Here is a 24,067-nt window from a genome sequence, read left to right as displayed (position 1 = left end):
GCTCAGGCGCGCGGCGGGTGGCGTCCGAAGAAATCCAGCAGCGCATCGGCCACCGGTCCGGGCCGTTCCAGGTGCAGGTGGTGGCCGCCTGCCAGCCGCACGATCTCGATCGCGGCCACCTCGGCCGCGCGGCGTTCGATCCACGCGCGCGGCAGGTAGGCCGTCTCCGGTTCGGTCAGCACCAGGAGCGTCGCCGCGTCGATGCCGGCCAGCAGGTCCAGCACCTGGTCCTCGGTGAAGCGCGCCGGCGAGGCGAGCCGCAAGCGGGCATCGCTCGACCAGGCCAGGCCACCGTCGACGGCCTGCAGGCCACGCTCGACGATCGGGCGCGCAGCGGCCGCGGACAGACCGCCGGCGGCGAGGCGCGCGGCGACGGCGGTGTCGATCGAGTCGAACACGCGGCGTCGGTCGCCACGGCGCGCGGCGCGCTCCCCGATGCCGCGGCGCAGCCGCTCGCGGGTATCGCCGGCTGCCGCGGTCAGCGGCCCGAGGGCTTCGATCAGCGCCAGGCGGCCGACCCGCTCCGGGAAGATCCCGGCGAAGACGCTGGCCAGCGTCCCGCCGAGCGAATGGCCGAGCAGGTCGATGCGCGGCCGGCCGAGCTGCTCGACCACACCGAGGATCTCGTCGAGGAAGTCGATGTAGGGGTACCAGGTGCCGGCGGGGCGATGCCCGGACCGCCCGTGGCCGGCCAGGTCGATGGCGATCACCTGATGGTGTGCCGCCAGCCGCGGTGCCAGATGGTCGAACGAGCCGGCATTGTCGAGCCAGCCGTGCAGCGCCAGCAGCGGCGGCAGTGCCGGGTCGCCCCAGCACCGGGCCGCGATCGGGAGGTGCGGCACGTCGAAGCGCCGCTCGCGGGCCTCGGTCACGGAACGGCGGGGTCGAGGTGGCGCCGGATCAGCTCGCCGACCAGGCGGACCTGGGCCGGCGAGGCGTTCAGTGCCGGAAGATACTCGTAGCGTTCCCCGCCGGCCGCCAGGAAGCGCTCGCGATTGGTGATCGCCAGCTCCTCCAGCGTTTCCAGGCAGTCGATCGAGAAGCCCGGCGCGAGGACCTGCACGCTGCGCACGCCTTCGCCCGGCAGCGCGGCCAGCACCGCGTCGGTGTACGGCTGCAGCCACGGCTCGCGACCCACCCGCGACTGGAAGCAGGCGAGGATCGGCGGCGCCGCCGCACCGAGCCGCCGCCGCAGGGCGTCGGTCGTCGCCCGGCACTGGTCGGCATACGGATCGCCGGCGCGGACGTAGCGCTCCGGAATGCCGTGGAACGACAACAGCAGGCGCTCGGCACGGCCGTGGGCCTGCCAGTGCGCCTCGACGCTGGCGGCGAGCCCTTCGACATAGGCCGGTTCGTCCGCGTAGCTGTCGACGAAATGCAGCTCCGGCACGCGCCGGCGCCGGCGCAGGTGGCGGCCGACCGCGTCGAGCACCGAGGCGGTGGTCGTCGCCGAATACTGCGGAAACAACGGCAGCAGCAGCAGGCGACGCACGCCGGCCGCCATCAGTTCGTCGATCCGCGTGCCGAGGTCGGGGAGCCGGTAGCGCATCGCGTGCCGCACCACCACGCCGGGCCATTCGGCCTGGACGGCTTCGGCCAGTGCCGCCATGCCGGTCTGCAGCGGCGAACCGGCCGGGGTCCAGATCGCGCGGTACAGCGCCGCCGATCGGGCCGGCCGGATACGCAGGATCACGCCGTGCAGCACCGGCAGCCAGAGCCAGCGCGGCTGTTCCACCACCCGCGGATCGGACAGGAACTCGGCCAGGTAGCGCCGCACCGCCGCCGGCGTCGGCGCATCGGGGGTGCCGAGGTTGATCAGCAGGACGCCGGTGTCCGGTGCGGGGCGGTCGGGGGCGGGAATCGGTTCGGTGGGCATACCGGGCGGAAGGCTGGGCGGCTGCGACGAATCTGGCCGCAAAAACGTCCGCCGCACGCGCGGTTGCAGTGCTTTGTTACGGCGGAGAGTGCTGCTAGACTCGGGGAGCCCGGCGTCGGCAGGACGGCCGGCCCGGGCGACGACTACCCATAACGATAACATCGACCGCCATGCGCATGCGTGCCTGCTTTGCCGCAGCCGTGCTTCTTTTCGCCTCGTCGCCTGCGTTCGCGCAACTGGCGACGCCGGCCTACGGCGTGGCGTTCCGTGACTTCTACCGGCTCGATCTGGCCACCCGGCGCGCGACCTTCATCGGCGAAGCCGGTCCGGTCAACGGCCAGGCGGTCGCCCAGATCCGCGGCCTGACCTACGGCCCCGGCGGCGAGCTGTTCGCCGTCGTCGGCAACCAGAAGATCATCGTCCAGCTCGATCCCGCGTCCGGCACGGCCAGCTATCGCGGCGCGCTGTCGGGCATGCCGACCGAGGAAGCGCTCGACCTGTCGATGACCTATGCCTGCGACGGCAACCTGTGGATCGCCTCGGCCAACGGCAGTCTCTGGAAGACCAGCCCGGCCGCGATCAACCCGGTCTACGTCGGCGACACCGGCCGGCCGATCACCGGCCTGGCCGCTCGCGGCGGCGTGCTCTACGGGGCCGCCGGTCGCGACGACAACGGCCTCTACCGGATCGACCAGACCACCGCGCGCGCCGAGCGCATCGGCGATTTCGGCCGCGTTCCCAACTACGTCAACGTCGTGGCCATGAGCTTCGACGCGTCGGGCAAGCTCTGGGCGACGCTCAACTACAATCCGCCGGCGCTGGTCGACTGGAGCGATCTGGTCACGATCGATCCGGCAACCGGCGCGCTGACCGTGCTCGGCTCGCTGGAAGGCCCCTCGCGCCTGCGCGGCATCTCGATGAACGGGTTCATCGTCGCGCCCACCGACTGCACGCCGACCGGCGGTCCGCCGGAGCCGGTGCCCATGCCGGTCCGTTCGCCGTGGGCGCTCGGCCTGATGACGCTCGCACTCGGCCTGGTGGCACTGTTCGCGCTGCGTCGCCGCCGGCTCTCCTGACCGCTTTCATCGGCGGCTCAGCTCGACCTGCTACGGTGTCGGGACCCGTATTTGCCTGGAGTTCCCCGATGCCTTCCCTCGCGCGCGTCTGCCTCGCCGTCGCCTTGCTCGTTCTGGCGCTGCCCGCCGTGGCGGGCGAGAAGGAAAACGAACGCGCCAGCAACGCGGTCCGTGTGCTCCAGGAAGTCATGCAGGCGCCGGACAAGGCGATTCCGCGCGACCTGCTCACCAACGCCTACGCGGTCGCGGTGATCCCGGATGTGATCAAGGCCGGCTTCGTGGTCGGCGGCCGCCACGGCTCGGGCCTGCTCTCGATCAAGTCGGCCGACGGCACCTGGTCCAACCCGAGCTACATCAGCATGACCGGCGGCAGCGTCGGCTTCCAGGCCGGCGTGTCGTCCACCGACGTGATCCTGGTCTTCCGCAACCAGCGCGGCGTCGAGTCGATCGTGCACGGCAAGTTCACGCTCGGAGCGGATGCGTCGGCGGCCGCCGGGCCGGTCGGCCGCACCGCGCAGGCATCCACCGATGCGCAGCTCAAGGCCGAGATCTACTCGTACTCGCGTGCGCGCGGCCTGTTCGCCGGCGTGGCCCTGGACGGCTCGGCGCTGACGATCGACAACAAGGCCAACCAAGCGGTTTATGGCAACGGCGTGACCGCCCGCCGCATCCTGGATGGCGGCGTCAGCAACGTGCCGGGCCCGGTCGTGGACTTCCGCGATCGCCTGGAAGAGTACACTTCGCAGTAATCGCGCCCGCCCTGCCGGATCGTTCCCCGGGGAACTCCTCGAAAGGCGGCGCGCGCCACCACGAGATCGAGGTTTCCCATGGGTAGTTTCAGTATCTGGCACTGGCTGATCGTCCTGGTCGTCGTCGCGCTGATCTTCGGCACCAAGCGCCTGCGCAACATCGGCGAGGACGTCGGCAGCGCGATCAAGGGCTTCCGCAAGGGCATGCAGGAAGGCGAAGAGGCGCAGGGCCAGCTCAAGGCCGATCCGCCGCCCACCGCCGCCAAGACCGAGAGCGAGCAGCGCGATCGCGCCGAATAGGACGCGGCCATGTTCGACGTCGGTTTCGGCAAGCTCGCGCTGATCGCGATCGTGGCCCTGCTGGTGCTCGGCCCGGAGCGCCTGCCGCGTGTCGCGCGCACGGCCGGTGCGCTGGTGCGCCGCGCACGCAGCAGCTGGCTCAACGTGCGCAGCGAGATCGAGCGCGAACTGGCCGCCGAGGACATGAAGCAGCAGGTCAACGACGCATTGCGCGCGACCGACCTGCGGGCCGAGGTCGACGCCACGGCCGAAAGCATCCGCCGCAGCGTCGAGCCGGTATCGTCCACGCCGGCGCCGGCGTCGCCCGCGCCTTCGACACCTCCCGCCGCAACGTCCGCTGCCGATGACCACCGCTGAGTACGCGGCGTCGACGGTGACCTCTTCGTCCCCGGTCTCCCACGCACATGCAAGTTGATCCCGGCATGGAAGAGGAGCAGTCCTTCCTCACGCACCTGGTCGAGCTGCGTTCGCGCCTGCTCAAGGCGGTGGCCGCGGTGCTCGTCGTGCTGGTCGCCCTGCTGCCGTTCTCCAAGCGGATCTATGCGCTGCTGGCCCGGCCGCTGGTCGAGCACCTGCCGGCCGGGGGCAGCATGATCGCCACCGAGGTCGCCTCGCCGTTCCTGGTGCCGCTCAAGCTGTGCTTCTTCGTCGCGCTGTTCCTGGCGATGCCGGTGGTGCTGTACCAGCTCTGGGCATTCGTATCGCCGGGCCTGTATCGCCACGAGAAGCGGCTGGCCCTGCCGCTGCTGGGCTCCGCCGTGGCGCTGTTCTACATCGGCTGCGCGTTCGCCTACTTCCTGGTGCTGCCGGCGGTCTTCACGTTCACCACCGGCATCGCCCCGGAGGGCGTGGCGGTGATGCCCGACATCAGCCGCTTCCTGGACTTTGCGCTGATCCTGTTCCTGGCGTTCGGGCTGTGCTTCGAGGTGCCGGTGGCCCTGGTGATCCTGGTCGCGATCGGCGTGGTGACGCCGGCGCAACTCGCCACCAATCGTTCTTACGCGATCGTCGGCGCCTTCGTGGTCTCGGCCGTCGTGACGCCGCCCGACGTGCTGTCGATGCTGATGCTGGCGATCCCGATGTGCCTGCTCTACGAGCTCGGCATCCTGGTTGCGCGCGCGATCGTGCGCCGCTCGGCCGCTGTCGACGCTGCAGCCGGCGACTAGTCGCCGGCTCTCCTCCGGTCGCGTCGCCGCGCGACCTGCCGGCGCAGGCCTTCGTACCGAGCGCCGCGTACGAAAAACCCGGTAGCACGGACCACCGCGACGCGCGCGGAGGCAGGTCGTGGTCGCGTAGACAGTTACAAAAAGTAACAAGTCAGCCGGCAGCGGCGGCCTGTGCGTACAGGTGCCGTCGATATACTGGCCCCAAAAGCAAAGGGATCTGCTCTGGATGCCGGCCCGGGACCGGACGGCACCGCGACGCAGGAACGGGTCGCCGGCACCATGGCGGCCCGCTGCATACTCAGCGACGGTGGATCCACATGAAGAATTCGACGCTCAATTCCGAAGACGCGCGTGACGCGTCCCTGCGTGTGTCCAAGCGCATGCGCGACAGCCTCAAGGCCGCTGCCGCGGTCATGGGCCGCCCGTTGTACGAAGTGACGAACGAGGCCATCAACCACTACCTCGGCAACCTCAAGCTCGGCGACCCGCTGGTGGCGATCCGCCGCAACGGCAGCGGCCGCGCGCGCACAGCCACCCGCTGACCGTCACGGCCGGCCGGCACGTCCCGGCTCCCTCCTTCCGGCCGGGCGCCCGCATCGGCGCCACCGCACCCCTGGACGCAGGGCACCGGACGGTCCAGCAATCTGGACGCTGCGGCGCGCCGTTACGAATCGCGCCGGTCCTGCGCGAGGGGTGATCAGTCGATCGGCGGCAGCACCGTGCTCACTTCGGCGATCGTCGTGATGCCGCGAGCGACCTGCGCGGCCGCGGAAAGGCGCAGCGGGCGCATGCCGGTGGCCAGCGCGGCGGAGGTCAGCTTGGTGAGATCCATCGCCGGCTCGATCAGCGCGCGCAGCTTCGGCGTGATCCGCAGCATCTCGTACAGCCCGGTACGGCCGAGGAAGCCGGTCTTGCGGCATTCCAGGCAGCCCTTCGGGCCGAACACGCGTTCGGGCGGCGTGATCTTCCAGCCGTGCGTCAATGCCGCCCAGGCCGGCTCGTCGACCGCCTGCTCGCTCTTGCAGTGCGGGCACAGCGTGCGCACCAGGCGCTGGGCGACCACGCCGGTCAGCGTCGACTGGATCAGGTAGTTCGGCACGCCGAGGTCGAGCAGGCGCGTCATCGCGCTCGGCGCGTCGTTGGTGTGCAGCGTCGACAGCACCAGGTGGCCGGTCAGCGACGCCTGCACCGCCATCTGCGCGGTTTCCAGGTCGCGAATCTCGCCGACCATGATGATGTCCGGATCCTGCCGCAGCAGCGTGCGCACGCCGGCGGCGAAATCCAGGTCGATCGCCGGCTGCACCTGCATCTGGTTGAACTCCGGCGAGACCATCTCGATCGGGTCCTCGACCGTGCAGACGTTGAGGTCGGGCGTCGCCAGGTGCTTGAGCGTGGAGTACAGCGTCGTGGTCTTGCCCGAGCCGGTCGGCCCGGTCACCAGCACGATGCCGTGCGGCCGCTCCACCATCTCGCGCCAGAGCTTCTCCTCGTCGGTGGCGAAGCCGAGCTGGCGGAACTCCTTGACCACGATGTCCGGGTCGAAGATGCGCATGACCAGCTTCTCGCCGAACGCGGTCGGCATGCTCGAGATGCGCAGCTCCACCTCGCGCCCGCCCTGCGAGCGCGTCTTGATGCGGCCGTCCTGCGGCCGCCGTTTCTCGGCCACGTCCATGCGCCCGAGGATCTTCACGCGCGCGGTGACCGCCGTCATCACCGGCGTCGGCAGCTCGAACACCTTGTGCATGACGCCGTCGATGCGGAAGCGGATCGGGCTGGTATCGCGGCGCGGCTCGAGGTGGATGTCCGAGGCGCGCTGCTCGAAGGCGTACTGCAGCAGCCAGTCGACGATGTGGACGACGTGCCGGTCGTCGACACCGACCTCGCCGGTCTTGCCCAGCTCGACCAGCTGCTCGAAGTTGAGGATCGCGCGGCCGTCGTGGATGTCGGACTTGGCGTCGCGCGCGCGCTGGATCGAGCGCTGCACGCTCCACCACTCGGCCAGGTAGCGGTTGACGTCGATCGGGCTGGAGACCACCCGCTGCACGTCCTTGCGCAGCACGTGGGCGAGGTCCGCGTGCCAGCGCTCGTCGAACGGCTCGGGCGTGGCGATGACCACCTGCGACTCGGTGACCGCCACCGGCAGGATGCGGTAGCGCTGCGCATAGGCGTGGCTGATGACCTGGGTCGCGGCGCCGACGTCGATCTTCATCGGGTCGATCTTGAGGTACGGCAGCTGCGCGCGCCGCGCCAGCCACTGGGTCAGCACCTCGACGCTGAGCGGCTTGTCCGGCTCGCGCACGTCGGCCAGCTTGAGGTTGGCGACCAGCACCAGCGGGTGCAGCTCGGTCAGGCCGCGCGCGGTGCGCACGTCGGCGCGCACGCGCTTGCAATCGGCCTCGGTGACCACGCCGTCGGCGAGCAGGGCGGCCAGCACGTCGTCCAGCTCCAGCCGCCCCCGTGCACCGAGCCGGGATTCCTTGCCCCGTTCCGACTGGGTGCGGTGCGGTTGCGTCGCCATGCGCTCGACCTCGGGAAAACCAGTGCCCGCGGCTATACTAACGCGCTTTTTCATCGCAACTGTGAGCCAGTGCATGGCCGGCCCGACCTTCCAGGACGTCATCCAGACCCTCAACCGCTATTGGGCGGAGCAGGGGTGCGTATTGATCCAGCCGCTCGACACGGAGGTCGGCGCGGGAACCTTCCATCCGGCCACGTTCCTGCGTGCGATCGGCCCGGAGCCGTGGGCCGCCGCCTACGTCCAGCCCTCGCGGCGCCCGACCGACGGCCGCTACGGCGACAACCCCAACCGCCTGCAGCACTACTATCAGTACCAGGTGGTGATGAAGCCCAATCCGGACGACATCCTCGACCGCTACATCGGTTCGCTGAAGGCACTCGGCGTCGATCCGCTGGTGCACGACCTGCGCTTCGTCGAGGACAACTGGGAGTCGCCGACGCTCGGTGCCTGGGGCCTGGGCTGGGAAGTCTGGCTCAACGGCATGGAAGTCACGCAGTTCACGTACTTCCAGCAGGCCGGCGGCCTCGAATGCCGGCCGGTCACCGGCGAGATCACCTACGGGCTGGAGCGCCTGGCGATGTACCTGCAGAACGTCGACAACGTCTACGACCTGGTCTGGACCGAGGCGCCGCACGGCACCGTCACCTACGGCGACGTCTTCCACCAGAACGAGGTCGAGCAGAGCACCTACAACTTCGAGCACGCCAACGTCGCCAAGCTGCTGGCGTGGTTCGACACCTGCGAGGCGGAGGCCGCGCGGCTGGTCGAGGCCGGCCTGCCGCTGCCGGCCTACGAGCAGGTCATGAAGGCCAGTCATACCTTCAACCTGCTCGACGCGCGCCGCGCGATCAGCGTGACCGAGCGCCAGCGCTACATCCTGCGCGTGCGCACGATCGCACGCGCCGTCGCCGAGGCCTATCACGCCCAGCGCGAGAAGCTCGGTTTCCCGGGCCTGAAGAAGAAGGAGGCCGCGTGATGACCACCACCGCCTCCCTGCTGGTCGAACTGGGCACCGAGGAACTGCCACCCAGGGCGCTCGACGACCTCGCCGCCGCGTTTGCCGGAGCGCTGGTCGAGGGCCTGGCCAAGCGCGGCGTCGCCGCCGATGCCGCCGGCGCACGCACCTATTGCTCGCCGCGGCGGCTCGCGGCCTGGATTCCCGCGGTTGCCACCACCCAGCCCGACCAGGTCGTCGAGCGGCGTGGTCCCGCGCTCGCGGCCGGGCTCGACGCGACCGGCCAGCCGACACGTGCCCTGGTCGGCTTCGCGCAGAGCTGCGGCGTCGAGGTCGCGGCACTGGAGAAACTGGAGACCGACAAGGGCGCCTGGTTCGTCCATCGCGCCGAGAAGAAGGGCCAGCCGACCGCCGCGCTGGTGCAGGCCGTTCTCGAGGACGCCCTCAAGGCGCTGCCGATCCCCAAGCCGATGCGCTGGGGCGGGCACGACTACAGCTTCGTCCGGCCGGCACACTGGCTGGTGGTGCTGCACGGCAGCGAGGTGGTGGACGCCGCCGTGCTCGGCCTGCGTTCGGGCCGGCAGTCGCGCGGCCACCGCTTCCATCATCCGCAGCCCGTGCACGTCGCCGACGCCGACGCCTGGCTGGACGCCCTGCGCGCGGCCAAGGTCCTCGCCGACCCGGCCGAGCGCCGCGCGCGCGTCCGCGCCGAGGTGGCACGCGCCGGTCGCGACACCGGCGGCGAGCCGCGCCTGTCCGACGCCCTGCTCGAAGAGATCGCCAACCTGACCGAATGGCCGGTCGCGATCGGCTGCGCGTTCGAGCGCGCCTTCCTCGAGGTCCCGGCCGAGGCGCTGGTGACGACGATGGAGGCCAACCAGAAGTTCGTCCCGGTGTTCGACGGCGAAGCCCGCCTCACCGAGCACTTCATCGGCGTCGCCAACATCGAGTCCAAGGACCCGGCCGAGATCCGCAAGGGCTACGAGCGCGTGATCCGCCCGCGCTTCGCCGACGCCAAGTTCTTCTTCGACGAGGATCGCAAGCAGCCGCTGGCGGCCTACCAGGGCGCGTTGGAGGCGGTGACCTACCAGCAGCAGCTCGGCAGCGTCTGGAGCAAGGTGGTGCGCGTGGCCGAACTGGCCCGCGTGATCGCCAACCGCACCGGTGTCGATGCCGGCCTGGCCACGCGCGCGGCGGCCCTGTCCAAATGCGACCTGATGACGCGCATGGTCGGCGAGTTTCCGGAACTGCAGGGCGTCATGGGCCGCTACTACGCGACGGCAGGCGGCGAGAACGCCGCCGTCGCCGCGGCGCTCGACGAGGTCTACGCGCCGCGCTTCGCCGGCGACGCGATCGCTGCCGGCCAGGTCGGCCGGGTGCTGGCGATCGCCGAGCGGCTCGACACGCTGGCCGGCATCTTCACCGTGGGCCTCAAGCCGAGCGGCAACAAGGACCCGTTCGCGCTGCGTCGCGCCGCGCTCGGTCTCGCGCGTACGCTGATCGAGGGTGAGCTGGAGCTGGATCTCAAGGCCCAGCTCGCCGAAGCGCTGGCGTTGCTGCCGGAGACGGCGTTCGCCGTGAAGGACGCGACACCCGGGAGCGATGCAGGCATACGCCGCGACGTCCTGGCCGCCGAACTCTACGACTTCATCCTCGACCGCCTGCGCGGCTACTACGCCGACCAGGGCATCCCCGGCGAGGCGTTCGAGGCGGTGCGCGTGCTGGCGCCGGCTTCGCTGCTCGACTTCGATCGCCGCCTGCGCGCCGTCGTCGCGTTCGCCAGCCTGCCCGAAGCCGAGGCCCTGGCCGCCGCCAACAAGCGCATCGGCAACATCCTCAAGCAGGCGGGTTTCACCACGCAGGCGGGTTACGCCGCGCGTGCGGACGACCCGCCGGCGCAAAGCGCGCTGCGGCAGGCGCTCGACAGTGCCGGCCAGGACTATCAAAGCCTGCTCGCCTCGCGTGACTACGTCGGTGTGCTGCGCACGCTCGCGACGTTGCGCGACGTGGTCGATCGTTTCTTCGCCGACGTGATGGTGATGGCGGAGGACGCCGACGTGCGCCACAACCGCCTGGCCCTGCTCAGCAACCTGCGCGTGATGTTCCTGCGCGTTGCCGACATCTCGTTGCTGCAGCGCGGCTGAGACCCGCACCGGAACGCGAGCACGCCTCGCCGCCGCCTGCCGTGCCGGCACGGCAGGCGTGAGCAGAGATCGCGCACGGATGCCGCGTGTCACGGCGATCGTGTACGCCATCGGCGGACGCGATCCGCAAGGCGATTCGAGCCGGGCTCGCGTACGGTCGGCTCGCGCACGGTCCGCCGCCGGCCCGTCGCCCTTCCGTCGCGCGAGCGGTCGCCACGGACACCGGCGCCATGCCGTCTCGGAACCTCCAGCCCGAGGCGGGCATACCGCCGGCGCCAGGGGTCAATCGAACCCGCCCTGAAAGATCGCGTCGGTCGAGCCGGCGCCCGAGAGCGGCAGCTGCGCGCCGATGCCCTGGTCGCTCATGACCATCAGCGTTTCGTTCTGCACGCCCGGCCCCATCGGCGAGAAGCGGATCTCGACGGTGCAGGTCTCTCCGGGCCCGAGCATCGGCATGCACAACATGCCGTCCGCCTGGAACGAGGGCAGCACCAGGAAATTCGAGATCGGCGCGAATCCACTGCCGGTATTGCGCAGCAGCACCGTGCGGGTCGCCGTCGTGCCGGTGGCGACGGCGCCGAAGTCGACGCTGGCCGGTTCGAACACCAGGCTCGCGGGATTGCCGTTGCCGAAGCCGGTACCCGACAGCGCAATCTGCGCCTGGGCGCCCTGTGCGGTGGTCAGCGTCAGCGTCGCGGCTGCGGGGCCGGCGGTGGTGGGTCTGAACTCGAGATCGACGATGCACACTTGCCCCGCCATCAGCCATTCGCAGCCGATGTCGCTGCCGGCGTGGAACGCCGGATCGGACGTGGAGAACGTCAGTTGGGTCAGCAGGCCCGTGCCGAAGTTGCGCAACTGGATCATCCGGCGTCCCACGGTGCCGACCGCGGTCTGACCGAAATCCACGCTGCTCTCCAGGAAGTCGGCGGCGGTGTCGCGCAGCACGCCGCGCCCGGACAGGGCCACATTGGCCTCGATGAGCGGATTGGGGCTGGAGATGCGCAGCGAGGTCGCGAGCGGCGTGACGTCGATCGGCTTGTAGCGCACCGTGATCTGGCAGCTCGCGCCGGCGGCGAGAAAATCGCAGGTCCGCGTGTCCACCAGGAAGGACGGCACGTCCCAGGCAAACCAGAGCATCGCCGCGGCAGTGCTGGTGTTGGTCACGGTGAGCGTGCGCGGCGCGCTCGTCGTGCCGACGTCGACGGTGCCGAAATCCAGCGTCTCTTCCGAGACCGATGCACCCTGCAACGGCGGGACCGCGGCCCCGAGCATGGTCAGGTGCGTCGTGGCGCTTTCGAGCGTGCTGACGCCCCAGCTGTCGGCAAGCGGGCCGGTAGCGCTCGGCGCATAGGTCAGGGTGATGCTGCAGTCCGCGCCCGGCGCCAGCGTCGCGCCGCAGGCGCTGGTGTCGACGCTGACGCCGGCTTCCGGCGCGGTGAACAGCAGCCCCGTCGCGGCGTGCGTGCCGATGTTGCCGAGCGTGACGGTGCGTGTCGCACTGCTGCCGGGCTGGACGTTGTGGAAGTCCACGTAGGCCGGCACGAAGCGCAGCCGGTCCGGGACCGGATCACGCAGTGCCACCTTGATGACCCGGCCGGGCGCGTTGAGCGTGCCGGCATAGGCGTAGTCGCCTCCGCTGTCGAGCGCGAGGCTCAGCAGCCCGTTGTCGTCGCCATCGAAGACCAGCGATTCGGCGGCCGTGAACGTGGACAGGTCGACCTTCAGCAGGCGCGCCGGTTTGGTCGCCGCGCCGAAGTACGCATACCGGCCGGCCGCGTCGATCGCGGCGGTACCGAGTCCGACGGAGTCGATACCCATGTGCAGCACCGTGCCCGGCTGGAAGCTCGCCAGGTCGACCTTGGCCACGTACGGCGCGTAGCTTGGGTTGGAGTAGGTGCCGAAATAGGCGGTCGAGCCGTCCGGCGCCATGACGGCCGAGCGGAAGCCGACCACGTGCGGCGGGAACGTGATCATGCCGGCCCACTGGAACGTCGCCAGGTCGATCCGCGCCACATTGGCCGGTGCAGTCATCGTGCCGAGATACAGATAGCGGCCGGCCGGATCGATGGTGGACGATTGCAGGTACTGCAGGCCGGTCTGCACGCGGCCGACCACCTGCAAGGTCGCCAGGTCGATCTTCTCGACCAGGCCCTCGTCCGAGCTGGTATAGCCGTAGCGCCCTTGCGGATCGATGCGGAAGGTCTGCGCGTAGTGGCTCAGCTGGCTGGTGCCGAGGAGCGTCATCGTCGACAGGTCGACCTTGCCGACCCTGGGGCCGGCCAGGCTGTCGTAGGTCACGTAGAGCGTGGTGCCGAGCGGGTGCAGGGCACCGATCGGGCCGTCGGCCGAGTCCACGCCCTGGTCGAACGGGATCTCGCCGACCGGCTCCATCGTGGCCAGGTCGATCGTGACCAGCGGGCTGGGCCGGCCCGGCGTCGGGCTCGTGATCACGTAGGCCCAGCGGCCGTCGCTGCTGACGAGCACGCTCCTGGCGTGGGGAAGGCCCGCGCCGACGATCGTGGCGTCGACGCGTTCGAGCGCGTGGGCACCGCCGGCGGACAACAGCAGCGCCAGCAGCACCAGCAGCAGGCCTGCGGCTCGCGGGGCCCGATGCAGCGGGTCCCTTGCAACCATCCAATCAGATGTCGCGTACATAAGTGTTTCCCCAAGCGAACGACGGTGGAGCAGCCCGCCACGATGCGGGATGCCGAAGCGAATGGCTGCGTGAACAGCGGGCCAGTCGAGTATGGAAGTGCGTAATCGGCCGCAACAAGCGGGCGCACCGCCGTGTTGGCGCCATGGCGGAAATGCGCCGCCGGGCAGTCACGCTTGCGCTGCCGCCGTTCATGCGTCCTCCCGCATGCCGAAGCGGTGCGCGGCGAGCCAGCCGGCCTGGAATCGTGTCCTGGCGCCGATGCGTTTCATGAAGGCGCCGATGCGGCGGTCCAGCGTGCGCGGCGACAGGCCCAGCGCGGCGGCGGTCGCCTTGTCGTTGGAGCCCGCGGCCAGGCGCGTCAGCAGCCGCTGCTCGCTGTCCAGCACGGCGCGCGGATCGGCGGGGTCGGACCGCGCGCAATCGGCGACCGACAGCGGCGCCGCCTGCCGCCAGAGCAGATCGAAGTAATCGCGCAGCGCCTCCAGCAGCGACGAGGCGCGTACCAGCAGAACCGGTCCTCCGAGGGCTTGCAGGCTCATCGGGATGAGGCCCGCCTGGCCGTCCGCGATCAACAGCTTCAGCGACAGGCCGGACCCGACGCGCACCTCGGCGCCGGCCTCCATGCAGACCCGCACCCGTTCGAGCACGCCGGGTGCGTCGAATGCCTCCACGTCGATCAACGTGCGATAGGCCACACCGCGTGCGAGGCCGTCGATTTCCGCCGCATCGACCGTATGCGGCGGTCCGGCGACGTACGGCGGCTTGTCCAGGCACAGGCACTCGGTTCTTGCGCCGCGCTGGATCTCGACGATGGCACGGCGCACGCGCTCCGCGTCGTCGAGCACCTCGATCACGTCGTTGCCGGGAGCGACCCGGAAGACCGCCGGGCGGAACTCCTCGATCAGTGCGGCGGCCGCGGCCCCAGCACGGGCCAGCGCGTCGGCCTGCCGCTGGATCAGGGCTTCCAGCACGATGTCGGGAGGCACCGCGCGGTAGCGGCGCGGCCGCTGTCGCGACGGCACGACCAGGCCCTTGGCCGACAGGTCGGCGACGAGGACGCGTGCCCGCGCGACCGGAAGGCTCAGCTGCGCGGCCAGTTCAGCTACCGATGCGCCGGCGCTGCGCAGCAGGGTCCGATAGGCGTCTTCCTCGATCGCGGCGAGGCCGAGCACCGCGAGCGCGGGAGACGCCGGGTGGTCCCCGGGCGCGAAGGCATCGGACATCATCGGGCTCCGTCCTGGCGCGGTTGCGCCACCGGACCTTCTTAGACGGGCCGGTCCTGCCGTGCATTCGCCACGGCTAACACGGGGCTAACACCGGTCTTCCGCCGCTTCCTTCGATAGCGTCGGCCGCCTACTCGGGGCAGCGGCAGGCCTCAGCGCAGCCCGGGGAAGTCGCGCAACGCCGGGTCGATGGTCCGCTCGCCGGCCAGGGCGTCGGCGCGATCGAGCGCCGCCTGCCAGGCCGAACGCTGGCGCGTGGCCCGGTAGAGCCGGACTTCGAGCACGGCGGCGTCGAAGTTGCGATAGGTGACGTCGCCGAGCAGCCCGACGATCTCCGCGGCACGATCGAGCTCGCCCCGGTCGACCAGCCAGGGAACATAGGCTTCGGCGATGCGCAGCCGGTCCCACGGCACCAGGTCGGCCGCCGCCTGCGCCTGCTCGAAAGCGAGCCGTGCCGCCTCGGCGTCGCCGCGCGCCATCGCCAGGGCCGCATCGGCCAGGCGCCGGTACGCAGCGACCGGCTTGGCCGGGGCGGCCTCGATGAACGCACCGAGCTGCGCCGCGGTCCGCTGCGCCGCCGCGACATCGTGGACGGCCTGCAGCCGCACGAGCACCAGATAGGTCAGTGCGACGTGCCGCGGATCCTCGTCCGGATCGAACAGGTGCTCGATCGCCCAGGCCGCTTCACGTTCCGCCCGCGCCGTCTCGCCGGACGCCAGCGCGGCGCGCGCGGCCAGCGCGTGGGCGAAGTACCGGTTGAGACGATCGTCGCCGTCGAGGATCTGGCGATAGGCGGGTGCGACGAGGCTCACGGCATCGGCGATGCGGCCGTTGTCCAGTAGCACGTCGGCACGGGCGAGCTTCATCGAGGCGCGCATGCCTGGATGTTCGATGCGCGCGTCGAGCTCGCGCATCCGCGGCTCCTGCGTGAGCGCCGCCTGCGGCTCGGCCAGCAGTGTCCACGCGGCGGCGAGGTGGCTGCGGATGACGCCTTCGTGCCAGGCCTCGTGAAACGCCTGCAGGCGATCGGCGGCGCGCGACAGCACCGCGATGCTTTCGGCCAGGCGTCCGGTCCGGCGCAGCAGGACGCCGACCTGCGCGTCGGTGCGCGTGACACCGAGCCAATCGCCGCTGGCGGCGAGCAGGACGCGCGCGCGTGCGTAGTCGCCGAGGCTCTGCTCGTAGCGGCCTTGGGAACTGGCGAGCGTGCCGAGCTCGCGCCAGGCACGGCCCAGTTCGTTCGTGCCGGACGTCCGGCCTTGCAGCAGATCGATCGTCTGCCGGGCGTAGCGCTCGACCTCGGCGAAGTCGCGGCGCTGGTAGTGCACCTGGCAGAGCGCATTGAGTGCGCGGGCGCGCAGGACGACATCGTCCGTTCCGGGATGGGCCGCGATCAGCGCTTCGAAGCGCTGCTGGGCCGCATCGAAGCGCCCGGTCGTGTACTCCATCCGGCCGAGCTCGTAGGCGAGCTCGGTGGACTCCGGATACCGGCGGTACGCCTGGTCCAGGATGACGCGGGCCGCCTCCGGCTTTCCGTCCAGATAGGCAGCCTGGGCCTGCTTGAGCACGACCGCCAAGGCGGGATCGACCTCGCCGGCCGGCGGAGGTGCGCCCTCGCCGACGCCGGCGAGCAACCGGTCCGCCGCCTCTCGCGCCGCGTCGAGCACCTGGTCGCTCTCGGCCGAGACGCCGAGGCGTATCGGCGCCTGGCCGTGGACGATCGTCAGCGCCACGCGCCAGCGCGGCCCGACCGCCTCCACGCGCGGCTGCACGATCCAGTTCGCGCCCGCGCTCTCGGCGAGATCGGCCAGCGCGGCCGCGTCGAGGCTCGCGGTGTCGCGTCCCTTGGTCAGCGCGACGCTGTTGTCGCTCGGGATCGTGGTCCGGCCCGACCCGGCGAGGCGTTCGGCGACGAGCGCCATGACGCCGAGCCGCAGCCAGGCCTGTCCCTCGGCCGGCTCGACGATCGCCGGCAGGACCAGCGCGGGACGCTGCGCGACCGGCACCGAGGCCGGGCTTTCCGCGGCGGCCGGCCGGACCGGCACCGGGGGTGCCTGGCGGACGAGCAGCGTTCCCAGCAGGGCCGTGGCACCGGCGATCCCGAGGGCGAGCAACCGGCCGAGCCGTCGCCGCGTGCGCGGCGCTCGGGCCGGCGCTGCCGCGGGGTCGGGCGCCACCGGCGGCTCGGCCGCTTCGGCGCTCGCATGCGGGCCCGGCGCCGGCTCGACCACGCGGGTCGCCGCGACCCAGTGGTAGCCGAATCCCGGAATCGTGCGGATCACGCGCTGCTCGTCGCCGCCGTCGTCGAGCATCTTGCGCGTACGGGCGAGCAGCTGCGCGAGGACGTTGTCGCCGACCTCGGTCTGGTTCCAGACCGCCGCGATCAGCTCGTCACGGCCCACCGCACGCGCGCGCTGCTCGATCAGATGCAGCACGCAGTCGAACACGCGTGCCGGCAGCAGGCAGACGCTGCCGTCGGGGCGACGGAGTTCGCGCGTCGCCGCCGACAGCTCAAACCCTTCGAATTCGTAGATACGCCCCGTCATGCCCGCTCGTCCGCAAGTCGGCTGCATTCAGCCGTCCATCGGCACGCGAGCAGACCCGACGGCACGACAGGCCGTCCGTCCCAAGCCTAAGCGAAGACGCCGGCGCCGCCTAGGCGCTCCCGCCGGGCCGACGTCAGTCGTGAACCGGCAGGGGCGGGATCGGCCGCGGCACCAGCGGCGGCACCGGTTCGCTGCGAAGCTTCTCCTGCAGGTAGCCGATCGCGCGGTCGAGCTGGCGGTCCTCGCCGGCGAAGGTGGCATGCGGCGGGTTCTCCACGACGATGTCCGGGTCCACGCCGACCGCCTCGACCAGCCACTGGCCGTCCACGCCGTACTGCGGGAACTCGGCCACGCGCGCGCGGCCGCGGTCGACCAGCGCGTTGCGGTCCGACAGCCAGACGCCGGCACCGGCCGTGCGCGTGCCGATCAGCGGCCCCAGCTTGAGCGCCTTGACCGCCGCCGAGAACGTCTCGCCGTCGGAATAGGTCAGCTCGTCGGTCAGCACCGCCAGGTGGCCGCGGAAGGTCTGCTGCATGTTCGCGTACGGCGGCGCGTCCGGCCGGGCCCAGAACGCCCAGGCACGGCGCAGCAGCTTCTCGATGATCCAGCTGTCGATGTTGCCGCCGCGGTTCCGGCGCACGTCGATGATGAGGCCGTCGCGGTCGTATTGCGCGTAGAACTCGCGCACGAAGGTGGCGATGTCGGCCGGACCCATCGCGCGCAGGTGCAGGTAGCCGATGCGGCCGCCGGCGACGCGCTCGACGGTTTCACGGCGTGCCTGCTCCCAGTCGTTGTAGCGCAGGTTCGCCTCGCGCATGCCGTTGGCCGGGACGACCACGAAGCGGCGCGTCGCGGCGGTGCCGCGGCGGACCTCGATCAGTACCTGCTGGCCGGCCTGGCCGCGCAGCAGGTCCGACAGGTCGCGCACGCCGGCGGTCGGCCGCCCGTTGATGGCGACCAGCAGGTCGCCTTCGCGCACGTCGATGCCCGGCTGCTGCAGCGGGCCGCGCTCGGACGGCAGTTCCGCTTCGGTCCGGTAGATGTGCGCGATGCGCCAGCCATCGGCGACACGCTCCAGGCGCGCGCCGAGGCCCGCCGCCTCCGGCACCGGGGCGCCCTGGCGCAGGTCGCCGCCGCCCACCTGCGAATGCAGGGCGCCGAGCTCGCCCATCATCTGGCCGAGCAGGTCGTCCAGCTCGCCGCGGTCGGTCAGCCGCGTTGCTAGGGGCGCATAGCGTGCGCGCACGGCCGCCCAGTCGACGCCGCGCAGCCTGGCGTCGAAGAAATGGTCGCGGTGCAGGCGCCAGGCGTCGTCGAACATCTGGCGCCATTCGGCCTGCGGGTCGATGCGCAGGTTCCAGTCGCCGACGCGCACGGCGGCCTTGCCGAGGTCGTCCGGCGCCTTCGCGCCGGCCTCCACGATGTACAGCGGGCCGGGCTCGTCGCGGCCCTGGCCGGGCTTGCGGAAATAGAGGCGCTTGCCGTCGCCCGACAGCGCGTACTCGGCGATGTCGCTGGCGAAGGTCTCCAGCTTGACGTCCTCGTTGCCGATCGCCGCGGTCTTGAGCGCGGTCTTGGGCCCCTCGCTGTCCAGGACGTACAGGCGCTTGTCGGTCGCGCCCAGCCCGCGGTAGTCGCCGGCCGGCAGCGGCACTTCGTAGAGCCGTTCGGCCAGGCCGTCGGTCTGGATCGCCGGCAGCTTCGGCGTGTTCTTCGCGTCCTTGCCCTTGGCGTCCTTGCCGTCCTTCGCGTCGCCCGCCTCGTCCTTCTTGCCGTCCTTGCCGGCCAGCTCGTCCCTGGCCTGGAACGGAAAGCGATTGCCGGCCTGCAGCGCCAGCGCGTATAGGCGCGTACGGCGCTCGAACGACGGACCGGTGTTGCGATCGCCCCAGGGCGAGCCGTTGGCCAGGGTGAACTGGCGATCGGACAGGAACCACAGCCAGCGCCCGTCCGGACTGAAGGCCGGCGACCCGGAGGCGTACTTGTCGCTGGTCAGCCACGCGAGCTTGCCGGTCGCCAGCGTGTAGAGCGCGAGGCGGCTGCGGTCGCGGTCGCGGCTGTCGGACAGGCGCACCAGCGCCAGGTGGCGGCTGTCGGCCGACCACACCACGTCGTCGTAGCCCTCGTTGCCGTCCTTGCCGCCGTCGTCGATCAGGCGGTTGCTGCCGCTGTCCAGGTCCAGCAGCCACAACCGGCCGCGCTTGTCGTCGTGCGCCAGCTGCTTGCCGTCCGGCGACAGGTACAGGCCCCAGCGCTGCGTATCGCCGTCCTTGGTCAGCGCGGCCGCGCCGGGGCTGCCGTCGGCCGGGAAGCGCCAGATCTCCTCCTCGCCGCTGGCGTCGCTGATCGCGTAGACCCATTTCCCGTCGCGGCTGGTGATCGCTCCGGCCAGGCGCGCGCCGGGTGCCGCGTCGACATCCACGCGCCGCAGCGGGCCGGTGCCGGCCAGCACTACCTGGCCACGCGCCGTCAGCGCCAGCCGCTCGCCGTCCGCCGACAGGCGGGCCGATTCAAGGTAGCGCAGCGGCTTGTCGATCCAGCGCTCGCGGCGCGGATCGAAGTCCCCGGCCAGCTCGATCGCCAGCGGCCGGTCCTCGCCGCTGCGCAGGTCCACCAGGCGCAGGTCCGCACCGGTCTGGTAGATCGCGCGGTCGCCGTCGAGGCTGGCCGTACGCACGTCGAAGTCGCGCCGCTGCGTCAGCGCGCGCGGATCGGTGCCGTCGGCCGCCAGCGACCACAGGTTGTCGCGGCCGTCGCGGTCGCTGATGACCACCAGGCGTCCGTTCCACCAGTGCGGCCGGCGCAGGTTCTCCTCGCGCGGGCCGATCCGCTCGGCTTCCGCGTTGCCGGCCAGGTCGTAGCGCCACAGCTGGCCGAGCGCGCCGCCGCGATAGCCGCGCGCGTTGTCGCCGGTCACCGACAGGCCAAAGCGGATGAAGTAGACCCAGCGGCCGGTCGGGTCGATCACCGCGTCGTTGGCGTCCGCCAACGGCAGCACGCCGCGCTCCAGCGTGTCGGGGTTCACGCGCACGACCACCCGCTGCGAGGACAGGCCGCTCGCGTCCATCGCCGTCATCAGCACCTGGCCGTCCGCCGTCCAGCCCAGCGCCAAGGTGCGGCCGTTGTCGAAGCTGATGCGCTTGGGCTGGCCGCCGGCCAGCGGCATCACGTAGACCTCGGTCGGCCCCTCGTACGTGGCCGAGAAGGCTACCTGCCGTCCGTCCGGCGAAATCGCCGCACGCGTCTCCTCGGCCGGATGGCTGGTCAGCCGCCGTGCCGTGCCGCCGGCCGCCGCCACCGTCCACAGGTCGCCCTCCGCGGTGAACACCACGGTCTCGCCGTGCAGCGCGGGAAAGCGGTAGTAGCCGGCTGCCGCACCCGCCGTCGTGGCGGTGGACAGGGCCAGCAGGCCGAGGGCGAGACGGGACAGCTTCATCGGGCGCTCCGTGGGGCGGGGACGGAAAGCGTCGATGGTACCGGCGCCGGTCATCGCCCACCCCTGCCATCCGGCAGGTGCCGGCCGGGCCGCGGTGAGGCGCTGCTATCCTGCTCCGTACCATGACTGCCCACGACACCCTGCGCCGCGTCCTGACCGCGCGCGTCTACGACGTCGCCCGCGAAACCGAGCTCGATCCCGCCCCGGCGCTGTCGGCGCGCCTGCGCAACCGCGTGTGGCTCAAGCGTGAGGACAACCAGCCGGTGTTCTCGTTCAAGCTGCGCGGCGCGTACAACAAGATGGCGCAGCTGACCGCCGAGGAGCGCGCCCGCGGCGTGTACGCCGCCTCCGCCGGCAACCACGCCCAGGGCGTCGCGCTGGCCGCCCGGCGGCTCGGCATCCGCGCGGTCATCGTGATGCCGGTGACCACGCCCGCGGTCAAGATCGATGCCGTCCGTGCCCACGGCGGCGACGCGGTGGAAGTCGTGCTGGCCGGCGAGTCCTACAGCGACGCCTACCAGCACGCCGTCACGCTCGGCATCGCGCGCGGCCTGACCCTGGTGCATCCGTTCGACGACCCCGACGTCATCGCCGGCCAGGGCACGGTCGCGATGGAGATCCTGCGCCAGCATCCCGGGCCGCTCGATGCGATCTTCGTGCCGGTCGGCGGAGGCGGCCTGATCGCCGGCGTCGCCGCCTACGTCAAGGCCTTGCGGCCCGAGATCCGCGTGATCGGCGTGCAGACCGTCGATTCCGACGCGATGGCCCGCTCGCTCGCGGCGCGCGAGCGCGTGGTGCTGGAGGAGGTGGGCCTCTTCTCCGACGGCACCGCCGTCAAGCAGGTCGGTGCCGCGACATTCGACCTGTGCCTGGCCCACGTCGATGCGATCGAACGCGTCGACACCGACGCGCTCTGCGCCGCGATCAAGGACGTCTTCACCGATACGCGCAGCCTGCTGGAACCCGCCGGCGCGCTCGCCGTCGCCGGCATGAAGCAGGTCGTCGAGCGCGAAGGCCTGCGCGACGCCAGCCTCGTCGCGATCGCCAGCGGCGCCAACCTCAACTTCGACCGCATGCGCTTCGTCGCCGAGCGCGCCGAGGTCGGCGAGGCCCGCGAAGCGCTGCTGGCCGTGACGATTCCCGAGGAGCGCGGCAGCTTCCGCCGCTTCTGCGCACTGCTCGGCGGCCGTTCGATCACCGAGTTCAACTACCGCATCGACGATCCGCGCCATGCGCGCATCTTCGTCGGCCTGCAGATCGCCGCCCGCGACGAGGGCGCCGCCGTCGCTGCCCGTTTCGCCGCGCAGGGGTTCGCCACGCTGGACCTCACCCACAACGAGCTGGCCAAGCTGCACCTGCGCCACATGATCGGCGGCCGCTCGCCGCTGGCGGTCGATGAACTCCTCTACCGCTTCGATTTTCCCGAGCGCCCCGGTGCGCTGGCGCGCTTCCTGGACGCGCTCGATCCGGCCTGGAACATCAGCCTGTTCCACTACCGCAACCACGGCGCCGACTTCGGCCGCATCCTGGTCGGCATCCAGGTGCCGGCCGGTGACCGCGGTGCCTTCGCGACGTTCCTCGCGCAGCTCGGCTATGCGTATACGGACGAGAGCGAGAATCCGGCGTATCGGTTGTTGTTGCGCGGTTGATCGCTTCTCGCTCGTAAGGGCAGCATGCTGGCTACAGCACTCTCCGCTCTACTGCTGCTACTCGGCATCGGCGTCGTAGCGCTCAACGGGGTCTACGCAGCTCAAGCGGTATCGCTGCGCCGGCGCGGCGATCGGCGCCACGTTTCGTTGATCTATGCCGTGCCGCAGCTCCTGGTCTGGGCAGCCGCGGTACCGGGACTTCGCGCCGATCCACCGGCGTTTCCGGCCTGGTTGTTCGTGAGCGTGGCGCTGGCCGACGTTTCGCTCTATTGGATGATCTTCGCCCTGGTGGCGGCACCGGTCCGCCGCTTCCGAAGCGCGCGCAGGGCAGCTCGCAGGCTCGATTGAGCCGCTACCCGCCGAGTGATTTCCAAGCCGCCAGCGCCGCCGCGCGCGTGTCCGCCAGATCGACCAGCGGTGCCGGGTAGCCGGTGCGGCGCAACAGGTCCGGGTCCTGCCAGGGCTGGTGCACCAGCGGCACCGCGATGCCGGCCAGTTCCGGTACCCAGCGGCGCACGTAGTGGCCGTGCGGATCGAACTTCAGACCCTGCGTCACCGGATTGAAGATGCGGAAGTAGGGCGCGGCGTCGACGCCGCAGCCGGCGGTCCATTGCCAGCCTTGCGCATTGTTGGCGAGGTCCGCGTCGACCAGCGTGTCCCAGAACCAGCGCGCGCCGTCCAGCCAGTGCTGGCGCAGGTTCTTGGTGAAGAAGCTGGCGACCAGCATGCGCACGCGGTTGTGCATCCAGCCGGTGCTCCACAGCTCGCGCATGCCGGCATCGATGATCGGGATGCCGGTGCGGCCCTGCTGCCAGCGGTGCTGGGCGTGGTCGTCGCGCGGGTCCCAGGCGAAGCGTTCGAAGCGCGGATCGAGCGGGGTGTCGGCCATCGACGGGTTGTGGTGCAGCAGGTACTGCGAGAAGTCGCGCCAGCCCAGTTCGCGCAGGTAGGCTTCCGCGCCTTGCCGCGCGCCCGTGCCGAGTCGCCCGGCGGCCTGCAGCACGGCGTGGGCCACCTGGTTCGGCGACAGCTCGCCGAAATGCAGATGCGGCGACAGGCGCGAGGTGCCGACCTGGTCGGGGCGGTCGCGCGCATCGGCGTACTCGCGCAGCGGGGCGCCGAGGAAATCGGCCAGTGCGTCCTGTGCGCCGGCTTCGCCGGGCTGCCAGGCGGTGGTGAAGCCGGCATCCCAGCGGATGGCGGGCAGCAGGCCGAAGGCCGCGAGCGGCAGCGCGCCGTCGAGCGTGGTGGACGGAATCCGCGGCGGCGCCGTCCACGGTGCGCGGGGACGCAGCAACGCCCGTGCCGTGCGCCAGTACGGCGTGAACACGCGGTACGGCGTACCGGCGCCGGTGACGACGGCAGGCGGCTCGGCGAGCAGTGCGCCGGACACGAAATGGACCGGGATGCCGTCACGCTGCAAGGCGCCGGCGACGCGCCGGTCACGTTCGGCGGCGGCCGGCTCGTAGAGCCGTTGCGCATAGATCGCTGCGGCACCCACGGCGCGTGCGGCGTTCCGTAGTGCGGCCAGGCTGGGGCCCTGGGCGAGATGCAGGGCCGCGCCGCGATCGGCCAGGCGTCCGGCGAGGGTTTGCAGCGCGTGATGCAGCCACCAGCGGCTGGCGGCGCCCGGCATCCATGGCGCTTCTTCTTCGGGCGCGTGCACGTAAAGGGCGACGATGCGATCGTGCGCGGCGAGCGCGGCCTGCAGCGCAGCGTTGTCGTCCAGGCGCAGGTCGCGGCGGAACCAGACGAGCGCGGTGTCCATGACCG

At 71.3% G+C, this 24,067-nt stretch carries 18 protein-coding genes; 10 read left to right on the top strand and 8 right to left on the bottom strand.

From position 1 onward, the window contains the following. Positions 1-2: 2 nt before the first annotated feature. On the bottom strand, positions 3-872 hold the full coding sequence (locus tag I596_RS17410; protein WP_067650897.1) for an alpha/beta fold hydrolase: 870 nt from the start codon (positions 870-872) through the stop codon (positions 3-5). Then, the gene (hemH, locus tag I596_RS17405) at positions 869-1,876 is read right to left on the bottom strand and encodes a ferrochelatase (RefSeq protein ID WP_067650894.1); all 1,008 of its coding nucleotides are present in this window, start codon (positions 1,874-1,876) and stop codon (positions 869-871) included. The genes I596_RS17410 and hemH overlap by 4 nt, the downstream gene beginning before the upstream one ends. A gap of 200 nt (positions 1,877-2,076) precedes the next feature. Between hemH and I596_RS17400 the strand changes: the two genes are divergently transcribed. From I596_RS17400 to I596_RS17375, 6 genes are all read left to right on the top strand, one after another. Continuing rightward, positions 2,077-2,952: an NHL repeat-containing protein gene (locus I596_RS17400; RefSeq protein ID WP_150132241.1), complete on the top strand. Its 876-nt coding sequence runs from the start codon at positions 2,077-2,079 to the stop codon at positions 2,950-2,952. Positions 2,953-3,020: 68 nt separating this feature from the next. After that, the gene (locus I596_RS17395; RefSeq protein ID WP_067650888.1) at positions 3,021-3,701 is read left to right on the top strand and encodes a lipid-binding SYLF domain-containing protein; all 681 of its coding nucleotides are present in this window, start codon (positions 3,021-3,023) and stop codon (positions 3,699-3,701) included. 78 nt (positions 3,702-3,779) lie between these two features. Then, positions 3,780-4,001 carry a Sec-independent protein translocase subunit TatA gene (gene tatA / locus I596_RS19180; protein WP_067650884.1) on the top strand — a complete coding sequence of 74 codons (222 nt, stop codon included), beginning with the start codon at positions 3,780-3,782 and terminating at the stop codon, positions 3,999-4,001. Between the two features lie 9 nt (positions 4,002-4,010). Further along, positions 4,011-4,358 (top strand): Sec-independent protein translocase protein TatB, encoded by a 348-nt coding sequence (tatB, locus tag I596_RS17385; RefSeq protein ID WP_067650881.1) that lies wholly within the window; start codon positions 4,011-4,013, stop codon positions 4,356-4,358. A gap of 47 nt (positions 4,359-4,405) precedes the next feature. Continuing rightward, positions 4,406-5,167, top strand: a complete 762-nt coding sequence (gene tatC / locus I596_RS17380) for a twin-arginine translocase subunit TatC (protein ID WP_067650878.1) — start codon at positions 4,406-4,408, stop codon at positions 5,165-5,167. 317 nt (positions 5,168-5,484) lie between these two features. Then, positions 5,485-5,709, top strand: a complete 225-nt coding sequence (locus I596_RS17375) for a hypothetical protein (RefSeq protein WP_067650875.1) — start codon at positions 5,485-5,487, stop codon at positions 5,707-5,709. A 155-nt stretch (positions 5,710-5,864) separates the two neighbouring features. On the opposite strand, the gene tfpB is transcribed toward I596_RS17375, so the two are convergent. Continuing rightward, positions 5,865-7,685, bottom strand: a complete 1,821-nt coding sequence (tfpB, locus tag I596_RS17370) for a type IV pilus assembly ATPase TfpB (protein WP_067650871.1) — start codon at positions 7,683-7,685, stop codon at positions 5,865-5,867. A 73-nt stretch (positions 7,686-7,758) separates the two neighbouring features. Between tfpB and glyQ the strand changes: the two genes are divergently transcribed. Beyond that, entirely contained in the window at positions 7,759-8,661 is a 903-nt protein-coding gene (glyQ, locus tag I596_RS17365) for a glycine--tRNA ligase subunit alpha (protein ID WP_067650869.1), read from the top strand. Beyond that, positions 8,661-10,784 carry a glycine--tRNA ligase subunit beta gene (glyS, locus tag I596_RS17360; protein WP_067650866.1) on the top strand — a complete coding sequence of 708 codons (2,124 nt, stop codon included), beginning with the start codon at positions 8,661-8,663 and terminating at the stop codon, positions 10,782-10,784. The genes glyQ and glyS overlap by 1 nt, the downstream gene beginning before the upstream one ends. 282 nt (positions 10,785-11,066) lie before the next feature. Here the strand turns inward: glyS and I596_RS17355 are convergent, their stop codons facing one another. The 4 genes from I596_RS17355 to I596_RS17340 all read right to left on the bottom strand — a co-directional run bounded on the left by I596_RS17355 (position 11,067) and on the right by I596_RS17340 (position 20,645). Then, positions 11,067-13,418, bottom strand: a complete 2,352-nt coding sequence (locus I596_RS17355; protein ID WP_190278942.1) for a choice-of-anchor D domain-containing protein — start codon at positions 13,416-13,418, stop codon at positions 11,067-11,069. A 210-nt stretch (positions 13,419-13,628) separates the two neighbouring features. After that, positions 13,629-14,663 carry a helix-turn-helix domain-containing protein gene (locus I596_RS17350; protein ID WP_223303869.1) on the bottom strand — a complete coding sequence of 345 codons (1,035 nt, stop codon included), beginning with the start codon at positions 14,661-14,663 and terminating at the stop codon, positions 13,629-13,631. 152 nt (positions 14,664-14,815) lie between these two features. Beyond that, a complete protein-coding gene (locus tag I596_RS17345; protein WP_067650857.1) occupies positions 14,816-17,209 on the bottom strand; it encodes a winged helix-turn-helix domain-containing protein in 2,394 nt (797 codons plus the stop codon). Between the two features lie 133 nt (positions 17,210-17,342). Continuing rightward, positions 17,343-20,645 (bottom strand): S41 family peptidase, encoded by a 3,303-nt coding sequence (locus I596_RS17340; protein ID WP_067650855.1) that lies wholly within the window; start codon positions 20,643-20,645, stop codon positions 17,343-17,345. A gap of 122 nt (positions 20,646-20,767) precedes the next feature. Between I596_RS17340 and ilvA the strand changes: the two genes are divergently transcribed. After that, a complete protein-coding gene (gene ilvA, locus I596_RS17335; RefSeq protein ID WP_067650852.1) occupies positions 20,768-22,294 on the top strand; it encodes a threonine ammonia-lyase, biosynthetic in 1,527 nt (508 codons plus the stop codon). Between the two features lie 24 nt (positions 22,295-22,318). Continuing rightward, positions 22,319-22,642 carry a hypothetical protein gene (locus I596_RS18630; RefSeq protein WP_150132240.1) on the top strand — a complete coding sequence of 108 codons (324 nt, stop codon included), beginning with the start codon at positions 22,319-22,321 and terminating at the stop codon, positions 22,640-22,642. A gap of 4 nt (positions 22,643-22,646) precedes the next feature. Here I596_RS18630 and I596_RS17325 read toward each other — a convergent pair whose 3' ends face one another. Further along, the gene (locus I596_RS17325; RefSeq protein WP_067650844.1) at positions 22,647-24,062 is read right to left on the bottom strand and encodes a cryptochrome/photolyase family protein; all 1,416 of its coding nucleotides are present in this window, start codon (positions 24,060-24,062) and stop codon (positions 22,647-22,649) included. Positions 24,063-24,067 lie beyond the last annotated feature (5 nt).

It is taken from the genome of Dokdonella koreensis DS-123, from assembly GCF_001632775.1.
Taxonomy (GTDB): Bacteria; Pseudomonadota; Gammaproteobacteria; order Xanthomonadales; family Rhodanobacteraceae; genus Dokdonella; species Dokdonella koreensis.
The sequence above is the reverse complement of the archived record's forward strand: the minus strand, read 5'-3'. Positions and strand labels throughout refer to the sequence as shown.

What these genes read in the sequence shown, in the direction of transcription:
- hemH (WP_067650894.1), bottom strand. Translation starts at nt 1,876, where the DNA reads ATGCCCACCGAACCGATTCCCGCCCCCGACCGCCCCGCACCGGACACC.
- I596_RS17395 (WP_067650888.1), top strand. Translation starts at nt 3,021, where the DNA reads ATGCCTTCCCTCGCGCGCGTCTGCCTCGCCGTCGCCTTGCTCGTTCTG.
- tatA (WP_067650884.1), top strand. Translation starts at nt 3,780, where the DNA reads ATGGGTAGTTTCAGTATCTGGCACTGGCTGATCGTCCTGGTCGTCGTC.
- tatB (WP_067650881.1), top strand. Translation starts at nt 4,011, where the DNA reads ATGTTCGACGTCGGTTTCGGCAAGCTCGCGCTGATCGCGATCGTGGCC.
- tatC (WP_067650878.1), top strand. Translation starts at nt 4,406, where the DNA reads ATGCAAGTTGATCCCGGCATGGAAGAGGAGCAGTCCTTCCTCACGCAC.
- I596_RS17375 (WP_067650875.1), top strand. Translation starts at nt 5,485, where the DNA reads ATGAAGAATTCGACGCTCAATTCCGAAGACGCGCGTGACGCGTCCCTG.
- tfpB (WP_067650871.1), bottom strand. Translation starts at nt 7,685, where the DNA reads ATGGCGACGCAACCGCACCGCACCCAGTCGGAACGGGGCAAGGAATCC.
- glyQ (WP_067650869.1), top strand. Translation starts at nt 7,759, where the DNA reads ATGGCCGGCCCGACCTTCCAGGACGTCATCCAGACCCTCAACCGCTAT.
- glyS (WP_067650866.1), top strand. Translation starts at nt 8,661, where the DNA reads ATGACCACCACCGCCTCCCTGCTGGTCGAACTGGGCACCGAGGAACTG.
- I596_RS17355 (WP_190278942.1), bottom strand. Translation starts at nt 13,418, where the DNA reads ATGGTTGCAAGGGACCCGCTGCATCGGGCCCCGCGAGCCGCAGGCCTG.
- I596_RS17350 (WP_223303869.1), bottom strand. Translation starts at nt 14,663, where the DNA reads ATGTCCGATGCCTTCGCGCCCGGGGACCACCCGGCGTCTCCCGCGCTC.
- I596_RS17345 (WP_067650857.1), bottom strand. Translation starts at nt 17,209, where the DNA reads ATGACGGGGCGTATCTACGAATTCGAAGGGTTTGAGCTGTCGGCGGCG.
- I596_RS17340 (WP_067650855.1), bottom strand. Translation starts at nt 20,645, where the DNA reads ATGAAGCTGTCCCGTCTCGCCCTCGGCCTGCTGGCCCTGTCCACCGCC.
- ilvA (WP_067650852.1), top strand. Translation starts at nt 20,768, where the DNA reads ATGACTGCCCACGACACCCTGCGCCGCGTCCTGACCGCGCGCGTCTAC.
- I596_RS18630 (WP_150132240.1), top strand. Translation starts at nt 22,319, where the DNA reads ATGCTGGCTACAGCACTCTCCGCTCTACTGCTGCTACTCGGCATCGGC.
- I596_RS17325 (WP_067650844.1), bottom strand. Translation starts at nt 24,062, where the DNA reads ATGGACACCGCGCTCGTCTGGTTCCGCCGCGACCTGCGCCTGGACGAC.